The organism is uncultured Polaribacter sp. (assembly GCF_947495205.1).
Lineage (GTDB): Bacteria > Bacteroidota > Bacteroidia > Flavobacteriales > Flavobacteriaceae > Polaribacter.
Genome location: NZ_CANLXV010000015.1, coordinates 1 through 18,931 on the forward strand (window position 1 = coordinate 1; position 18,931 = coordinate 18,931).

At 27.7% G+C, this 18,931-nt stretch carries 16 protein-coding genes and 1 tRNA gene; 8 read left to right on the plus strand and 9 right to left on the minus strand.

Annotated elements, in window-relative coordinates; translation table 11 throughout:
- Positions 1-298: 298 nt before the first annotated feature.
- The 5 genes from Q0762_RS12830 to Q0762_RS12850 all read right to left on the minus strand — a co-directional run bounded on the left by Q0762_RS12830 (position 299) and on the right by Q0762_RS12850 (position 2,354).
- Positions 299-372, minus strand: a tRNA-Arg gene (locus Q0762_RS12830).
- Between the two features lie 53 nt (positions 373-425).
- Positions 426-812: a hypothetical protein gene (locus tag Q0762_RS12835; RefSeq protein WP_298767335.1), complete on the minus strand. Its 387-nt coding sequence runs from the start codon at positions 810-812 to the stop codon at positions 426-428.
- Positions 813-824: 12 nt separating this feature from the next.
- Positions 825-1,187: a DUF3127 domain-containing protein gene (locus Q0762_RS12840; RefSeq protein WP_298767337.1), complete on the minus strand. Its 363-nt coding sequence runs from the start codon at positions 1,185-1,187 to the stop codon at positions 825-827.
- A 4-nt stretch (positions 1,188-1,191) separates the two neighbouring features.
- Entirely contained in the window at positions 1,192-1,974 is a 783-nt protein-coding gene (locus tag Q0762_RS12845) for a DUF3127 domain-containing protein (RefSeq protein ID WP_298767339.1), read from the minus strand.
- A 2-nt stretch (positions 1,975-1,976) separates the two neighbouring features.
- The gene (locus Q0762_RS12850; RefSeq protein ID WP_298767341.1) at positions 1,977-2,354 is read right to left on the minus strand and encodes a hypothetical protein; all 378 of its coding nucleotides are present in this window, start codon (positions 2,352-2,354) and stop codon (positions 1,977-1,979) included.
- A 113-nt stretch (positions 2,355-2,467) separates the two neighbouring features.
- On the opposite strand from Q0762_RS12850, the gene Q0762_RS12855 reads away from it, so the two are divergent.
- Positions 2,468-2,698 (plus strand): helix-turn-helix transcriptional regulator, encoded by a 231-nt coding sequence (locus Q0762_RS12855; protein ID WP_298767343.1) that lies wholly within the window; start codon positions 2,468-2,470, stop codon positions 2,696-2,698.
- A gap of 152 nt (positions 2,699-2,850) precedes the next feature.
- On the opposite strand, the gene Q0762_RS12860 is transcribed toward Q0762_RS12855, so the two are convergent.
- Positions 2,851-3,285, minus strand: coding sequence for a RadC family protein (locus tag Q0762_RS12860; protein WP_298767345.1), 435 nt, complete (start codon positions 3,283-3,285; stop codon positions 2,851-2,853).
- A 413-nt stretch (positions 3,286-3,698) separates the two neighbouring features.
- Complete coding sequence (locus tag Q0762_RS12865) at positions 3,699-4,094, minus strand: hypothetical protein (protein WP_298767347.1); 396 nt, start codon at positions 4,092-4,094, stop codon at positions 3,699-3,701.
- A gap of 318 nt (positions 4,095-4,412) precedes the next feature.
- Here Q0762_RS12865 and Q0762_RS12870 point away from each other — a divergent pair, with 318 nt between their 5' ends.
- From Q0762_RS12870 to Q0762_RS12900, 7 genes are all read left to right on the plus strand, one after another.
- Complete coding sequence (locus Q0762_RS12870; RefSeq protein WP_298767349.1) at positions 4,413-6,131, plus strand: site-specific DNA-methyltransferase; 1,719 nt, start codon at positions 4,413-4,415, stop codon at positions 6,129-6,131.
- A gap of 12 nt (positions 6,132-6,143) precedes the next feature.
- Complete coding sequence (locus Q0762_RS12875) at positions 6,144-8,825, plus strand: DEAD/DEAH box helicase family protein (RefSeq protein WP_298767351.1); 2,682 nt, start codon at positions 6,144-6,146, stop codon at positions 8,823-8,825.
- A gap of 10 nt (positions 8,826-8,835) precedes the next feature.
- Positions 8,836-9,966 (plus strand): putative phage abortive infection protein, encoded by a 1,131-nt coding sequence (locus tag Q0762_RS12880; RefSeq protein WP_298767353.1) that lies wholly within the window; start codon positions 8,836-8,838, stop codon positions 9,964-9,966.
- 101 nt (positions 9,967-10,067) lie between these two features.
- A complete protein-coding gene (locus Q0762_RS12885) occupies positions 10,068-11,999 on the plus strand; it encodes an ATP-binding protein (RefSeq protein WP_298767354.1) in 1,932 nt (643 codons plus the stop codon).
- A gap of 47 nt (positions 12,000-12,046) precedes the next feature.
- Positions 12,047-14,167, plus strand: a complete 2,121-nt coding sequence (locus Q0762_RS12890) for an AAA family ATPase (protein WP_298767356.1) — start codon at positions 12,047-12,049, stop codon at positions 14,165-14,167.
- Between the two features lie 3 nt (positions 14,168-14,170).
- Positions 14,171-15,598, plus strand: coding sequence for a hypothetical protein (locus Q0762_RS12895; RefSeq protein WP_298767358.1), 1,428 nt, complete (start codon positions 14,171-14,173; stop codon positions 15,596-15,598).
- A gap of 10 nt (positions 15,599-15,608) precedes the next feature.
- Complete coding sequence (locus Q0762_RS12900; protein WP_298767361.1) at positions 15,609-16,880, plus strand: DUF3883 domain-containing protein; 1,272 nt, start codon at positions 15,609-15,611, stop codon at positions 16,878-16,880.
- 43 nt (positions 16,881-16,923) lie between these two features.
- Here the strand turns inward: Q0762_RS12900 and Q0762_RS12905 are convergent, their stop codons facing one another.
- Together Q0762_RS12905 and Q0762_RS12910 are read right to left on the minus strand one after the other, a co-directional pair.
- Entirely contained in the window at positions 16,924-17,961 is a 1,038-nt protein-coding gene (locus tag Q0762_RS12905; RefSeq protein WP_298767362.1) for a DUF3871 family protein, read from the minus strand.
- Positions 17,933-18,805 carry an AAA family ATPase gene (locus Q0762_RS12910; protein ID WP_298767364.1) on the minus strand — a complete coding sequence of 291 codons (873 nt, stop codon included), beginning with the start codon at positions 18,803-18,805 and terminating at the stop codon, positions 17,933-17,935. Before Q0762_RS12910 ends, Q0762_RS12905 begins: the two co-directional genes overlap by 29 nt.
- Positions 18,806-18,931: the final 126 nt, after the last annotated feature.

The following is an 18,931-nucleotide window of genomic DNA, read 5'->3' on the forward strand; positions in this document are numbered from 1 at the left end:
TTTGCCTAAAAAACCTTCTATAAAATACCAAACAGTTAATACTAATCAACTTGCGTTTTATTAATCGAACTCAGGTTTTTATCTAAACTTTTCATTTCCTTACTAACTTTAGATTGAACAATTTAACCATAATGTGATTGCGTTATTGTTCATATTAGAATGACCTAATAATTCTGATACAATCTCCATTTGTACGTTGTTAAATAAAAGTGCAGTTGAAGCAAACTGTATAAGCTAAACCCTTGAAAAACCTATTAAAAACAAAAAATCCCCACTAAATAAATAGTGAGGATTTAAGTGAGCCCTGAAGGATTCGAACCTTCGACCGCCTCCTTAGAAGGGAGGTGCTCTATCCAGCTGAGCTAAGAGCCCGTAGTTTTATAGTTGATTACTTAAGTATCCCCCTTATATTATTCTTTGGGTGCCTAAAAGTGTGCCTCCAAATTCTTTTTCAATGCTATTTGGCAAATATTTTCATCTTTTATAAAAACCTCTAAAATTGTTTCGTTGATTCCATAATTCTTAATTTTAGAATATAAGTAGTTATAATGTTTTTGATGAAACTCATAAACTACTTTAGAGAGTATATCTCCGTTATATTGTAAAACTATATTACTTGTAAATTCAATACCAAAGAGGGCTTTTAAATCTCCCTTTATATACTCATAGTTTTCATATTCTATGCCATTTTGTAATGTTGATTCAATAGATTTAAGATTAAACTCATTCAGTTCATACTGCTCTCCTATTTTAAACCTTAGCTCTTGTTGTAAAGATTTGAAATTACCTTCATTAATATTAAATCTATCCATATTATAAGTGTATTAGAAAGGTAAATCTTCCTCTGGGTCATCATCTAAGAAACTTACAGGCTCAATGTCTGGTGATGCTAAATTCTTGTCCTCTGAACTGCTTAAAAGCTCAATTCTCCAGCCTTGAATAGCATTAAAATATTTTGCTACACCTTCAGGATTTATCCATTCTCTACCTCTTAAATTAATGTTGATTTTGACATCTTGACCAACTTTATAATTATTTAACAAATCACACTTATCTTGAATAAACTCTACTAAAATATATTGAGGATACTGGTCTTCTGTTGTAATTACAACTTCTCTCTTTCTAAAACCATTAGCACCTATTTTTTGTGTTTCATTTAAGACTTTAATTTTCCCTGTTATTTCCATAATTTTATTTTTTTAATTCTTCAATACTCCAACCTAAAAGACTTAAAGAGTAGCCCTGTTTATTAGACTCATCTTTACCTCCTAACAAGTCTGCATAAACTTTTACTTTTTGACCTACTTTAAGATTACTAAGTAAATCTGTTTTTCCTTTTAAAAATCTAATCAGTAGTTTACTTTGATGCATATCATCATTAGAAACAACTACAGTTTGCCTGCTATAAGTTTGGTACTTATTTAATTTAACTACCTCTAAATCATTTATATCCTCAATAGCACCATTAATCTCAATTTTGTTTGACTTTTCTAAAATTTCTAAAAACTTTAATACATTGTAAAAATCTAATTCATCTAATTTTACTTTTAAGGGTAGTGATAATGGATAAAGTAATGTGAGATTATAATTGGAAATAAGGCTATTGTCTTGAAATAAAGAAACAAATTCTTCATACTGATGTTTCTTATCAGTTTTATGAATTTCTAACCAATTATTTAATTGGTCTATATCTTTCTTTACTAAATCATAAACCTCAATTTGTTCTTTAAAATAGACTTCATTCCTATAAAATGCTGTTACTTTTAAAAGCACTTCATACATGTCTAAAAACTGAGATTGTTTAGCATATTTTGTGAGATTTCTTGGAGATTTTACTATACTTTTTAATTCATCAAAAAATCTTAATAGGGTTTGATATTCATTTTCATGTTTCATCAACCACCATTCAATTTTATCTCTTTTGTAGATGCCTTTATCAGACAAATTTTCTAATTCTATTATACTCTTGGTCATAATCAACTAAATAGATTAATAACCCAATTAAAAGCATCAATTACCCATGTTATTATCCAATATATTAAAGTAACTGTAAAAACCAAGGATATTAAAAGAGCCAAAATTTGTCCTCCAGAATCTATTAGAAACTTTATTTTACTAACAGCTTTTAGTTCTTGTGATAAAAGAACCAAAGAGATAATTAAAACTAATATTGAAATTGAGTAAAATTTAAATAAATCATCTTCTGAACCAAAACTTGATACTAAGTTTTGAATTATAAAAAAACCTACTATTCCTAAAATAATTTTAAGTATTCCAACTGTTCTAATTACCTTAATTATTTCTTCATCTATTTCAAGTCCTAAAGACTTAATGAATTTTAATATTTTATTCATAATAGTTTTTTTTTTAAAAGTTAAATAACAAACATACTTATTTTATCATTTATGATAACCAAAACAACACGTTTAATTATCATTTTTGGTAACTGATTAAATGATGATTTAAAATGACAGATAAAAAGCAACTTCAGTTAGCAATAGGTAGAAGGATAAAAAAATTAAGAGAACAAAGAGATATACCTCAACAAGACCTTGCTGCTAAATGTAATCTTGAAAAATCTAATTTAAGTCGTCTTGAAGCTGGAGGAACAAACCCTACAATTTATACTTTACAAAGAATTGCAGACAATCTTGGAGTAAGTCTCACTGAAATTGTAAATCTTGATAGTGAAAATTAAAAAAACGCTATTAATACCTATTTATAACATTTTTTAATCTCTAAATTCTTACCCAGTAGAGCCTAATTACTCAAACCTACAAATAAATAAAATCACTAAAAAGTCCTCTTTTTTCCATTTCTATATATAGTAAAATGGAAAAACAAGGGTTTTTATAACAATCCATTATCTGCAAAACTGAAAAAATTATCTTTAGTAATAATTAGATGGTCTAACAAGTTAATATCAAGATACTCTCCTGCTTTCTTTAATTTTTGAGTTAATCTCTTATCCATCTCACTTGGTTTTAGGTTTCCACTTGGATGATTATGAGAAATAATAATACTTGAAGCATTATATTTTAAAGCAACACTAAATACTAATTTAGCATCAACATAAGTTCCTGAAACTCCTCCTTTAGACATAGCATAAACTCCTAAAACTTGATTAGCCCTGTTCAGTAATAAAACTTTAAATTCTTCTTGAAGTTCAATAATATTTTTATTCCAAGAATCTAATAGAATTCTAAAACTATCATCACTATTGGTTATTTTATGTACTTTTTTGTTAGCATTTGAGTATGAAACACTTATTTCTGATATTTTCATGATATTTATTTTATTTTCCATGGAAAATACTTGCATATTAAAAATGAGATATATACCTTTGCACAAGAAGGTTTCTTTCTGACACTCTTCAGAGAAATTCTTCTACAAACTTTATATAATATAGTCAAAGGGAAAGTACAGTAAGGTTTTCTTTCTTTTGGTTCTTTTCTTTCTTTTAGACTTATTAAAACCTAAATTTTTCCTGTTTAATCCCTAAATACTTTTACCTACAAGAAAATTAATATATCTAATTAGAATATAGAGTAAACCTTTATTAATAATTGATTAAGTATAGTATAACCATACACTCTTTATTTCTTGAAGGTTTGTAACAAACAAGAATAAAATAGTTAGGATATTCTACACATTAAAAAAAATAGCCCAATCTAAAGAATAGACTGGACTAATATTTTTTACTCTGCGTGTTCTAAAATCCCATTAGATGAGAACACATCTGAATTTGCAATAACATTAGGTTCATACTGTACAGCTTTTTGTTTAGGCTTAACAGCATCTTCTGTTGTGTAAACCCACCTATGCTCTAAAGTAATTTCCTCTCCTGTTTCTTGAACAGTATATGAAAAAGGCTCACAAGACTCTTTAGCAATCTTACCAGCCATTTCTGTACCTATTAAAGCAGTACAAGTCTGCTCATCAAATGTTGTTGGTATAAATGCTTTCTTTGCTGTTGCATAGAAATTGCCTGTAGTTTGGCTTAATACCATTTCAATGCCACCTTGTAGCTCCAAAACAAAGAATGAGGTTCCATCATCTTTATTTCGTTCTTTGTAACCAATAATTCTAACCATTGTTTTTAATTTTTGAGTTTATAAATAACCACACAGAAAATAAATTATCTACAGATTTTAAATTACAGCTATCAACTTGAATTTATTATTTCTGCCAGAAAAATTTCTTATCTACATAAAGTGGCTGGGGGAGTTTTCCCTATGACTATGTGGGGGTGCTTGAGTATAGGGTAGTTTACATTCTCACAGTCTATTAAAAATTTTTTATTATAAAATTTTTTAACTAAATATTTTTGAAACCATTTTCTTACTTTTGAGAAAAATGCTAATACATCTCTTTTAGAGATTTTAATTACCAAATACAACAATCAACAAAATATGCCAACATTAAACTGGATAGGTAAAGAAAAGGTAATAAACCACCACCAAGATGTACCTTTTAAAATTTTAGAACCACAATACACTTTTACCAATGGTAAAGAGACTAAAGGTGCCAATTCTGAAAATAAAATTATACATGGAGATAATTTAGAAGCTCTAAAAAGTCTATTACCAGAATATGAGGGTAAAATAAATTGCATATACATAGACCCACCTTATAACACAGGAAATGAAGAATGGAAATATAATGATAATGTAAATAGTCCTACAATAAAAAAATGGTTAGGAAAGGCAGTAGGAAAAGAGAGCGAAGATTTAAGCAGGCATGACAAATGGCTTTGCATGATGTATCCAAGATTAAAACTATTACATAAATTATTAGCAAAAGAAAGTGTAATTTTTATTAGTATTGATGATAATGAGCAGGCAAGTTTAAAATTAGTTATGGATGAGATTTTTGGTTCTAATTCATTTGTTACTACACTTCATGTTGAAATGAGTTCAGTTCAAGGACAAAAAGTAAAATTTGCTAAACAAGGAAGCATTGTAAAAAATGGAGAACATATTTTAATCTACAAAAAAAGTGGAAAAAAAAATATTGCTAAAAAAATACTTTATAACCTTCAAGATTATGACACTCATTACAGCATTTATTTAAAGAAAATTGACGAAAACAATTATTTAGAAATACCTTTAAGTCAATTTATTATTAATGAAAATAAAGATATTATTAATCATTTACTATCAATTGGTTTAGCAAAAAAAAGCAAAAACAAAATTTCACTATCAAATAAGAACATAGCTAAAGCTTATTCTATTTCTGATATTTTTAAAGAATTTATTCATAAAAATGCTGAAAGAATAGTTGCTGATGATAAAGTCAGTTCATTGTCAGGTTTAGAAAATTTAGACTTAAAAAAAGGTGAAGTTAAATTAGTAAAGAAAGAAAGTAGAAATTATTTATTAACTATTAATTCTAATAACAATATTAGACAAAGATTAATTCTAAATGAAAAAATTCACAAAGCAAATGATTATTATAATACACATGGAATAACAACAATTAGAGGTGATTGGTGGTCTGGTTATTACAAAGACATGGGTAATGTTGCAAAAGAAGGAAATACTAAATTTGATAATGCAAAAAAACCTAAAAGATTGATAAGAGATATTCTTTATATGACCACAGATAAAAATGACATAATATTAGATTCTTTTGCTGGTTCTGGGACTACTGCTCATGCTGTAATTGACTTAAATAAAGAAGATAATGGTAACAGAAAGTTTATTTTAGTAGAAATGGAGGATTATGCAAATGAAATTACTTCTAATAGAATAAAGAATGTTATTAATGATTCTAAATCTGGTGATTTCACCTATTATGAATTAGGGGGTTCTTTGTTTTTAGATAATGGTTTTTTAAATGAGTCTGTAGGTTTAGACAAAATACACCAATATGTTTGGTATAGTGAAACCAAAGAGCCTTACAAGAAAGAAGAAGAGAACTATTTGTTAGGTGCAAAAAATGACACTGCTTATTATTTCTATTACCAAAAAGACAGCATAACTACTTTAGATGAAAGCTTTTTAAGGTCTATAAAAACAAAGGCTAACCAATATATAATTTATGCAGATAATTGTTTGTTACCTCAAACCATTATAGATAAATACAATATTGTGTTTAAAAAAATACCAAGAGATATTACCAGATTTTAAGATAAAAACAACATGGAATTAAAACCATATCAGCATAGAGTTATTAAAGATTTAGAGCGTTTTCTATCTTACACACAAAAAGAGGAAACACCTAAAAAAGCATTTGACCAATACTGGGAAGATAAATTGGGTATGCCTTATACACCACAATTAGATGGTTCTTTTACAGGTATGAAACCCTATAAAGACAATATACCAAATGCTGTACATATTGCCATAAAAGTGCCTACTGCTGGTGGTAAAACTTTTATTGCTGTGAATGCTCTGCATACTATAAACAAACATTTTTATCAAGGTAACGCAAAAGCAGTAGTTTGGTTAGTACCTTGGTCTAATTTATTACAGCAAACTGTAAATAATCTATCCAATCCTAATCATCCTTATAGAGAAAAATTAAACAGTCTGTTTAGTAACAGAGTTGAGGTATATGAAAAAGACCAATTGTTACAAGGTGCTAATTTTAACCCTACTTCTGTAACAGAACAACTAAATATTTTTGTATTTAACTTTAGTAGTTTACGTATAAATAGCAGAAAAAAAGATGATAGAAAAGTGTTTCAAGAAAATGGAGCTTTAGAGAGTTTTAGAAACACAATTGTAGATAAAGAATTAGTATTACCAGATACAGATGAAACTGCTTTAATTAACGTAATAAGAAGCTTAAACCCTATTGTTGTTGTAGATGAAAGTCATAATGCAGAAAGTGATTTAAGTGTAGAAATGTTAAACAATTTAAACCCTTCTCTGGTATTAGATTTAACTGCTACACCAAAAGAAAATAGTAATATTATTTCTTTTGTAAATGCTTTGGCTCTTAAAAAGGAAAGTATGGTAAAACTACCTGTTGTAGTTTATAATCATCATAAAAAAGAAGAAGTTATTACCTCTGCACTACACCTTCAAAGGCAATTAGAATTATTAGCCATTGAAGAAGAAAAATTAACAGGTAAATATATAAGACCTATTATCTTATTTCAAGCTCAGTCTAATATTAAAGGGAAAAACAATACTACATTCCAAAAAATAAAAGAGCAGTTGGTAAAACTGCAAATTCCAGAAGAACAGATAAAAATTAAAACAAGTGGTATAGATGAATTAAAAGACGTTGATTTGATGTCTAAAGATTGCCCTGTTAAATATATTATTACTGTAAATGCTTTAAAAGAAGGTTGGGATTGTCCCAATGCTTATATATTAGCCTCTTTGGCAGATAAATCTTCTGCTGTTGAGGTTGAACAAATTTTAGGTAGAGTTTTAAGACAGCCTTATGTTGTAAAACATAAAGAAGCATTGTTAAATATGTCTTTTGTATTAACGGCATCTTCTAAATTTAATGAGACCTTAGATAGTATTGTTAAAGGTCTGCAAGAATCTGGTTTTAGTAAAGATGATTATTATGCAGAAGAAATTGAAGAAGAGGTTTTAACACCAAATGAGGTATTAAATCAAGATTTATTTTCAAAAGAAACAACACTAGAAAATTACGTGAAATCTGATGATGATTTTGATGTTTCTGCTATTGAATTTAATCCTAATGATAAAGTAACATTAGACACCATTGCTCAACAAAATCCATTAGTATCTAAAATAACGGAAAAGGCTAAAGTTGAAGGACAAACTTTTGAAGAAAAAGTAAATGACCTTGATTTAGATGATACTACTTCAATTTTTACAGATATTATGAAAACTGCACCAAAAATCTACAAAATAGATGGTCAATTTAAAGAAGTAGCAAGCACACTTAAATTACCTCAATTCTTTAAAAAAGTAGAAGAAGATGAACTTGGAGAAATTAGTTTATTTGAAGAATTAAATTCTGAAGACCAGTACTTAAATAAATTAAGTTTGTTAGATGGTTTTAAGCTATCTAACTATAGTTCTATGGTAACCTTTGAAGACATTTCTAAAGAAATATATGCTGTAGATTTTAATGAGCAAAAAAGAACTGCTACAGCTCAAAAAGTAAGCAAAAGAGCCAAAGATATTTTAGTTGATACTATTTTGTCTAAACCTAAAGAATCTCAAATAAATCAGATTAGCAGTATTGTAGTTTCTAAGTTAGGAGATATGACTCCTATTTCTCAACAGGAACTTACTAAATATGTTAGTCAGGTTTTTGATAACCTTTCTAAAGAGCAAATTAGAGATATAGTAGATAATGATTTTATCTATGTAAAAAGAATAAAAGATAAAATTGGAGAATTAACCAATACTTATGCTAAAGAGCGTTTTAAAATAGGGATTGACAGCAACAAGATAATTGTAAAAGAAAATTTTACTTTTCCAGAAAAATTGTCATTTTTAAATCCAAGTACTACTATTAGTAAATCTCTATATGACAGAGAAGCAAGCATGAATAATTATGAGCAAAAAATGATTATGGAAGTTGCTTCACTTGAAAACATACTGTTTTGGCATAGAAATTTAGAAAGAGGAAAAGGATTTGCTTTAAATGGTTTTAGTTCTAATCATTATCCTGATTTTATTTTACACACTAAAAAAGGTAATACTATTCTATTAGAAACAAAAGGAGATGTATATGATAATGATGACAGTAGAAATAAGAATATTTTAGGTAAGACTTGGGCAGAAAAAGCAGGTGATAATTTTAAATACTTTATGGTATTTGAAACTAAAAAAGTAGAAAACACCTATACTGCTAAAAGTGTAATTGAAGTTTTAAAAGGATTGTAGAATTAATAATATGATGGAAGAATCAGAAAAAAAGCAAGAAGAGAATACTTATAAACATTTTTGGTTAATTGTATCTATATCTATTTTACTGGTTTTAGGACTTTGGATATGGAATTGGCTGGCACTAAATGAATATCCAGAAGATACAAGAGGTACACATGGAGATATGTTTGGAGCTGTAAATGCTATTTTTTCAGGCTTAGCTTTTGCAGGTATCATTATCAGCTTATACTTACAAAGAATAGACTTAAAAAACCAATTTAAAGAGATAAAACAAACTAATAGAGAATTCAAGATTCAAAATGATACTTTACATATTCAGAAATTTGAAAATCAATATTATAAAATGATTGATTTACATAGAGCTAATGTGAATGAAATAAGTATTCCTTTTTTCGATTTATTAGGTGACTCTCCTACATCTAAAATTAATGTTAAAATAGAAGTTAAAAGTCCAAATCTTATTTTAAGAGAGGTTACTGGGAAAAAAGGTTTTGTAGACATGGCTAAAGAACTTGAATATTGTTTAGAAATTTCATTAGATTTTTTTACAAAAAGAAATGATTTTAAATACAATGAAAAAGATATTTTCTCATTTGCTTATTCAATCTTTTTTTGGGGAGTCTACTCTGATTTTGCAGGCTCTGAAAAGATTATTGATGAACATCAAGAATTAGTTAAAAATCATCTAAAACAAGAACAAAGCAATTACAAAAGAAATCTATATCAAGGTAATAGTCAGGAGATAAATACAAGATATGTACCATTTCAAGGGCATGAATCAAGATTAGCACATTACTATAGGCATTTATTTCAAACAGTTAAGTATGTAACAATTCAAGTTGAAAGTAAGAATATAGATTATTCAGAAGCAAGACAGTATTTAAGAGTTTTAAGAGCACAATTATCTAACTCAGAACAATTAATGTTGTATTATAATTACATATGTGGCTTTGGTCAAAATTGGGATAGATTAGGAAAAGAGAACTACCAATTCTTTACAAAGTACAGGATGATACATAATATTCCTGTTGATAGAGTTGTGTTTGTTGAAAAACCAAGAGTTCATTTTAGAAAATATATTATAGAGGAGATAAAAGGTAAGGATTCACTTTTTGAATGGGGAGACTATGAATCCTAAAAATAATTCTATTATAACTTTTAGGATAATGATTAAAAAAAAGTATTCATTACTTGTAATATATAAGTGATTCTTTAAATTAGATTTAAAAAAATAAGACTATGAGTCAAATGTTAGCGGAAATAAGTAGGATTGTTAATGAAGACATCAGCAATAGAGTTAATCAATATGATGTTTTATTTGAATCTATCACTAATTCAATACACGCTAATGCTACTTCAATTAAATGTTACTTAAACTGTAACAATATGGTGGCAGATGATGGAGAAGAAAGTATTGGTACAATAAAAGTTGATACAATTAAAATTGTTGATAATGGAGATGGACTTACTGATGATAATTATAAGTCATTTTCAAAATACAGAACAAAGTTCAAAAAAGATTTAGGTTGTAAAGGTGTAGGGAGGTTTGTTTTTCTTAAGGTTTATAAAAATGCAAAGTACACCAGTAAAATAAGTTCTATTCAAGAGGAAAGGAAAATTAATTTTGATTTTCAATTTGATACAGATAATTTTAAAAAACATGAAACTGAAGTATTAGAAAATGAAACAGAGGTATCACTTCAGTTTTTAAATAAAAACTATTTAGATTATGAAAAAAAAGTAGACAGAAGAATTCAACTTGACCTACACAAAATCAGGGGAAAAGTGTTAATTCATTTGATTCCTACACTATTTTTCTACAAGCAAAAAGGAGTAGAAATTAACATAGACTTTATAGATGAATATAATGAGCTATCTATTAAAATTGCTCCTGAAGATGTGCCTGCTTTTTTAGAGAAAAAATTTCAGATTAGAAATTCTGATGGAATTACACATGACTTTTTACTTCATTATAAAATCGAAAACATTGCAGGTTCATTAAATGCATTTTATTGCGCCAACAATAGAGCTGTTTGTGAATTTTCAGAAAAAGACTTAAAGATTTCAATGCCATATAATTATTCTGGTTATATGCTTCTTGAATCTAAATATTTTGATACAAAAGTTAATAATGATAGAAATAACTTTGACATCTTCCCTGTTAAAACTGATGTGTTTTCTCCATTATCTTGGGAACTAATAAACTCAGAAGTTAAAAAGAACATAGGAGACATAGTTAAGGAAGGTGTCCCAGAAACTAAAAAAATAAATAAACAAAAACTTAAAGAAATTCAGGAAGAAAGACCTTATTTAATTCAACATATTCAACCAGAAGATATTGAAATGGCTGGTTTTTTGGACAAGAGAAATATTATAGAAAAAGCTAAAAAAAGTTTTGATACTGCAAAGGAAAGAGTGCTTAGCAATTCTGGTAAAGAAGAATACACAGACAAAGAATTAAATGATGCAATTGCATTAGCCCAGAATGAGTTGGTTTCTTACATTAATGATAGAGTAATTGTAATTGATAGGCTTAAAACTTTAGTAGACAAAAGTGAAAGGGTAGAATCTATCATTCATAATTTATTTATGAAACAATATACTAAAGATGATTATTACAGTGTTGGTAAAAATAATTTATGGCTTCTTGATGATAGATTTACAACCTATAGTTATGCAGCAAGTGATAAAAGAATTGGTGAGGTTTTAAATGATATTGGAGAGAATACTGATGATGTTGATATTTTAGGTGACAAGCCAGATTTGTCATTGTTTTTCTCTCACAAGCCAAATAATGTTGACAGACTTAAATCTGTACTTGTTGAAATAAAACCTTTTGATTTCTCAAAGAAACCTGATAGAAAAAAATTTCAGGGCATACAACAATTGTTAGATTATGTTAAGGCTTTTAAAGACAAAGAAAAGATAGAAGAGGTATATGGTTACTTAATTACAGACATTGACAAGGAGCTGTCTGAAAGGCTCTTAGATGATAGCTACACTCCAATGTTTTCTACAGAAAGACCTATTTACCATAGGTTTTATGAAAGATTAGGTATTTCAATTTATGTTGTTAGTGCAAAGACCTTAATTTATGATGCTGAATCAAGAAATAGAATTTTTCTAAACATCATAAAAAAACAGAATAAGATTACCAACTTATTAAAATAGATTTAGTACAAAACATATAGTAAATAGGTTTAAAACATTAATTTAAAATGAACTATTGGCACACTCAAATGCAACCAGATGATAAGTTGTCTGTTCAAACATTAATAGATGTTATAAAAACTAAAAATGTAATTGGTTTAGGTGAAACTTGGAATGACAAAAATGGAAAACCTGTTTCAGACCCAGATGTGTTTAAGAATGAAATAGATATTGGAGATATTGTTATGGTTCGTGAAACTATAACTCCTATTGCATTAGTTAAGGTATTAGGTAAAGCATTTATAGATAAAACAGCAGACTACAGTTTTGATTGGTTTACACTAAGGAGAAATGTAGAAGTTTTATCCTTTTTTGAAGAAAATAGAGATAGAAAAACACTTAATAGAAGCTTAAAAAAATATGGAAATGAACATATTCAAGCACCTGGAACATTAACAAAGTGTCAAGGTAATAATGCAACCAATTACTTTATTAAACAATGGCATAAACAAGTAATGAGTGACAAACTTATGGGAAAAATTAAAATATCAAATCAACGAAAAGAAGAATTAAAAACACTTTGGAATAAATATAAAAGTGAAGTTTCAAGCAAGGAAATAGAGTTTATTGAAAATGAGTATAATAGTCTTTTAAATGATTGGAAGTTATATAGAAATAAAATAACAAATAACACTTTAGAATTAGACGACTATACAAATCGTATAAATAATCCAGAGGCAACAATGGCAGGGGGTTATTTATGTAATTTCTTAGAACGTACTACAAAAACTGTATTTGGCTCTTCTAAGCCAGCTGGCTCTGCTTTAGCATTTGGTGTGAAAAAAAATGAAGATGGTAGTTATGCAATTGGAAAAAACATAGCTAAAGCTACTTTTGAAGAGGCTAATACTGTATTTAAGCAAGATATTAATGTTCTACTTGAAAGTGTTGTAAACTGTAATGAACCTCTTTTAATAGCATCTCAATTTGAAGATTCAAATTATCAGGCTAAACAAATTTTAAGAAAATTAGCTGTTTTAGATAACCTAAATGATTTTATTTATATTTATTCAGACCCAACAATTGATGCCTTACATAATGAGTTCTTAGATTCTGAAACAACAAGTAACTTGGGTAAAAATTATGAAATAAGAAAAGTTTTAAACGAAATTCTAAACATAGAAAACACTTCAAAAGAGAACGTATTATTATCGAGATTTCTTTGGAAATATGCAAACACACAGGCTTTAGCTGACTCAAATACTCCAAATGTAATTCTATATGGTCCTCCAGGAACAGGAAAAACGTATGCTGTCAAAAATAGTTTAGACTTTTTATGTCAAGGAGATAGAAGTAGATATGAATTTGTTCAATTTCATCCATCATTTACTTATGAAGATTTTATTGAAGGTATTAAGCCTAAAGGTGTAACAGAAAATGGAAACATCAAATTTGAATTGGTAGATGGTATTTTTAAACGTTTTTGTAAAAGAGCAAAGAATAACCTTGATAAAGATTATTATTTTGTGGTAGACGAAATTAACAGAGCCAATTTATCTTCAGTCTTTGGTGAAACTCTGTTATGCATTGAGAAGGATTATAGACATGATGGAGAAAGTGCTCATAATTTAATAAAAACTCAATATTCTTCTTTAATTGAGGATATGATTGAATCTAATAAAGATAATGTCGACTTAGCTTATCATTTACTAAAAGACGAAGATGGCAAAGTAAATGCTTATTTCGGAGTACCAAAAAACGTTTACTTTATTGGTATGATGAATGATGTAGATAAAAGTATTGATGCTTTTGACTTAGCACTTAGAAGACGTTTTAAGTGGATAAGAAAAGATTGTGATTACGAAGTTATTGAGAATGAAGTTAAATTTAGAAATGGAGAGGATTTTCATAACATTGAAAAATACACCAAATCATGTAAAAACCTCAACAACTTTATAAGCGAAGAATTAGCAATGGGGAAATCTTATGAGTTTGGGCATTCTTTTTTTATGAAAATTACTGGTATCTCTAATAATAGAACGATTACATCTAAGAACTTAGAACTACTATTTGTATTGCATTTAAAACCAACACTAAAAGAATATTTAAGGTCTATGTTTGCTGAAAGTCAGCTAGATAATAAGTTAGAGGAAGCTTTAGCAGTTTTCTTAAATCCTATTAGTAGGTAATAGATGAAAATTAATGTACCTACAAATCATAATTTCTATGAAGAAAAGCCTTTAGTTGAAAATCAATTAAAGCAAGAATTTAGTGCAAAAAACAAAAGAGATTTTAAGTACATTAAAGAAACTATTTTCTCTTCAACTTATCATTTTACAAGTAAAAAAGAGAGCCTTGAACAAATCAAAATATTTGGTTTTAAACAACAACGTAGTAAGCTTGAAAATGAAGAACAACTTATTTTAAAACTTTACTCAAAAGAAAGTAATACCGAAGAAAAAAAATATATTATACAGACTGGCTTATTTGCAGGAACAATCTATCATAAAGATGTTCAGTTTAACATAGTAACTCCTTATGGAGACACCTTCCTAAAGCGTATGCTAAACTTTGTCAATGACATCTATATTGACAATCAATCAACTAAAGCAGATAAAACTGAGGAAGTAAATGAGTTTCAAAATATTATAGCTTTTCTATTTATACAATCTTTAGAGAAAGCATCTGTTTTAGGTTTACCAAAAACATACCAATCTATAACTGAAAGAAATAATAAAGTTCGTGGTAAAATTGATTTAAAAGCCTATTTAAAACAAGATATACCATTTACAGGAAAATTAACTTCCACCTATAGAGAGCAAGTATATGTTCAAGAAATTATAGATGTATTATATTTAGCTTGTAAAGCACTTGAAAAGAAATTTGGTAAAGATATACACCGAAAAATATTAGGGGTTTATCAGACTCTAAAACAAAACTATTCAGGTACTTTTCCTCAGTCCAATATCTTAGAAAAAGCAAAAAATAATATTATTTTACAAAACCCTATGTTTTCTAACTTTAAAAAAACTATTGGGTTTGCTGAAATAATATTGAAAGAACAAAACCTGTTATTATCAAAGGAAGATAATAAACTATCTACAAATGGTTATCTCTTCGATATTTCTCAATTATTTGAAGTGTATTTAGAGAAGTTACTAAGTCGTTATTTTAAGGATTGGTATGTTACTGGACAAGAAGAATTAAATGTCTATAAAAAGATGTTTTATAAACGTAAAATGTTTCCTGATTTAGTTATGAAGCATAGGTTTACTAATAAAATAATAGTTTTCGATGCTAAGTTTAAAAAAATGAGATTACTTAAAACTCAAAGCAGTTATTCTGATTTGGATAGGAATGACTTTTATCAAGTTCACTCTTATATCCAACACTATCAGCCAGATGTTATTGCTGGAGGTCTAATTTATCCTTTATCTAATGAAATTAATACGCATACAACTCATGCTGAAAACTTATTCGATAATAAAAACATTAATACTAATTTTATTGTTGATGGTATTTACATAGACAAAGGAATGAGCATGAATGAAATTAGTAATAGAGAAAATGAATTTTTATTAAGGATAGAAAATGTAATAAATAGATTTAACGCTAATTAGTGAAAAAAAAATGGAAATAAATTTCAATATTCTTATTGATGCATCTGGAAGTATGGGAGCTATGAAAGACACTGCAGATAATGGCAAATATTTATTACCAGATGGAAGTACAAGAATGGATTTAGTAAAAAAAATTTTAAAGTTTAATATACTCCCTTGCTTAAAATTTTCAACTAATATTAATATTTCAAGTTTTAGAGGTGAGATTCAATATGACTATAAAAAAAATAAAATAATTTACAATAATAAATTAAAAATATTACCAAAATTAGACTTAATCTATAATGGAAAATTAAATTTTGATACAATCTCTGAAAGTCTTGAATTTTTAAAAGACCCAATAGAAGCAAGTACTCCCCTATATTTTTCTTTAGCTCAAAAAATAATAAAATCAAAAGAAAATAAAAATAATATTATCGTTTTTAGTGATGGTGGTGCAAGTGATAGAGAAAATTTTGATTCCGAAATTTTAAATCTTATAAAAACTAACAAAAAAGATTGTTGCATACATTTTATTGGTATAAATCAAAAGAAAAATGAAAGATTAAAGTCAGAAAATCTTGCTAAAAAGACTGGTGGGATTTATGTAAATCTAAAAGCTATGGATTATGATGAGTCTGAGCTTAATCTACTTTTGTCAAAACTAAATTCAAATATTGTTACCAAAGCAATTCAAACTAACATAAATGACAATAACTTTATAGTAGAAAAAAGTAAATCAACACCTAATGCAATAGAAGATAATAATTTAGATTCAGACATAGAGAAACAAGTACAAAAGAATACACAATCTCTTGAATTCATTTCAAGTCAATTGACTAACATAATAAACCTTATCCAACCAAAACAAAATTTAATTGAAGAAGTTGATATTTCCGAAAACACAATCTATAATAATAAAATTGGTAGAATCGCTGAGGAATACTTATATAAAGAGCTAAAAAAAATGTTTGAAAATATTCAAGTTATTTGGCTAAATGAATCTGAAGAGCAAGGATTTCCATATGATTTTTTAATTAAAGATGGAAGTAAAAAATTCTATTATGAATGTAAAGGAAGTTCTTCTGACTTGAATGAATTCCAACTAACAAGAAATGAATGGAATTTTTACTTAGATAATAGAAAAAATTATAGAGTCTGTTTTGTATCTAATGTAGAATCTAATCCTTCTTATATTCGTCTTATGGACTTACTTGAGGATATGAGCAATAAAACAATAGTTCCTTGTTCAAGTAAAAATAAAAAAATTAGAGCTAATAGGATTGTTTTTCGTGTGTGTTAATTAAATAAACCCAACCTCTAAATAAATAGAAGCTGGGCAAAACTCAACTCAAAAACCAATGGTAGTTAGAATTACCATTGATAGCATTAGCCAACCCTTTGGTAAAATCAAAAGCATTGACATTCCTTGACAGAAATGAGTCTATATAAGAGCTCTTATTAGCTCCTGTGAAAAGGTTATAAATATTCCATAAGTTTATATCTCCATTACTATTCCTACAAAAGCTTTCATCTAAATAATAATCTTTAGCTACAGTAGAAATCTGTCCATCATTTAATAACAATTCTGGAATATGAATTTTATCTTGCTTAGGAAGATAATTATACAATCTTGTCCTTCCAATAAGCTGTGCAAACTGCTGTTCTGTTAAATTCTGTTGAGAAAGCTGTTTCATTTCTTGCAAATGATTTTGAGCATTATAACCTTGAATCAATTGTAATATTTTAGACTGTAATTCTTGGTAATTTCCAACTCTCATTTCATCTTGATAACCATCTGTAGAAATACATAAATTACAACAAACCATATTTTGAAAACCTATAAAGAACTTAAACTTCTCAAAAGATTTTCTGTTATAAAGATTTTCCTGATTATAGGCTCTTACACCTCCAACAGTTAAAGCAACCTCATTTCCATTAATGTTTTCTGTAATAGACGGTATTCTAATAATAAATGCCATTCTTTCAAAATATTGTGTTTTCTCATGCTCTAAAAGTTCTTTTACAGGTTTGTAAATTGCACTACTGGTTCTACCTTTAATTTGATGTGAAACCCTAACCTCTGGTAAATCTATTGTATGATGAGAAAATACTTTACTCACACAATTCTGTGCTATCTCTATAAACTCTTGATGAGCCAAAGTTTTTTCATTATCCTTACTAAAGACAGGTATTATACAATCATTTTTTAAAGTAGAAAGGCTAACAGTTTTCGTGTTAGCCTCTAAAAATGGATTGATTTGATATACTTTATTTTCTGAAGGTATTTCCTGATGAGGTACATTTTGCAACTGACCTTCAGGTAAATTAAATACCTCATCATTTTCCTTATTTTTAATTTCTGCTACTGATATGATTTCCATTTTGTGAAAAATTTTCTGGATTAACTAATTGTTCTAACTGGTCTTTTTTACTTCTAAATTGGGGTTCTAAAGGTTTTTGAAAAGAAGGATTTTCATTATACAGCTTTGTTAATTCTGATATAGATAATGAGCTATTTATCTTCTCTACAATTTCTTTAATTGTAATAGGTTCTGCATTACACCATTTTAGTAACCTCTCACCTGTTTTTGATGTGATAACAAATTCTGGTTTATTCATAAATAAACCTGTTCTATCTTTTGAAGCTTTTGCTAAATGTTGGTCATTTACTAATTCAAAATTTACTGTCAATTCATATTCAAATCCTTCACGAGTAATTTCTTTAGTTCCATGCTTTACAACTTGTGTTCTACTACCTACTATATCTAAAGAATAATCTACTTTTCTTCTTGTAGTAGTAATAATATGACAAGTAGATTGCAGTATTTTATCAATAAATTTTTGATGTAGAGGTGTCACTTTAGCCCAATCTTGGAATCTTCCACCTAATTTAGCTTGAATATCTAAACAACCACCAGTACCATTCCATTCATGTGTTATTGAATCAATAATTACCACTTCAATATTGGCTTTTTCACATACCTCAATTGCCTCAATATATCTTGAAGGACTATAAGGTTCTTTTAAATCTAATACATTGAAGTTACCTAAATTTGAATACAAACTTGCTGATGAATTTTCAGTATCTATCACTGCTATTTTATTCCAATCTTGTGTCATTCCATAGGCTAATAATAAAGCTGAATGAGTTTTACCAAATCCTGAAGCTCCAGAGATTCCTAATCTTAGTTTTACATTTTGTCTTTTACTCTTTTTTAATTGCATAATCTTATTTTTTTGAAGGTTAATATTAATTTGAATTAGTAAAGATTAATCTGAATAGATTCATCTTTAAATGAAGAAAGACCCTCAAATTAATGAGAGTCTTTATCTTATTGAAGGTCTTAAAAA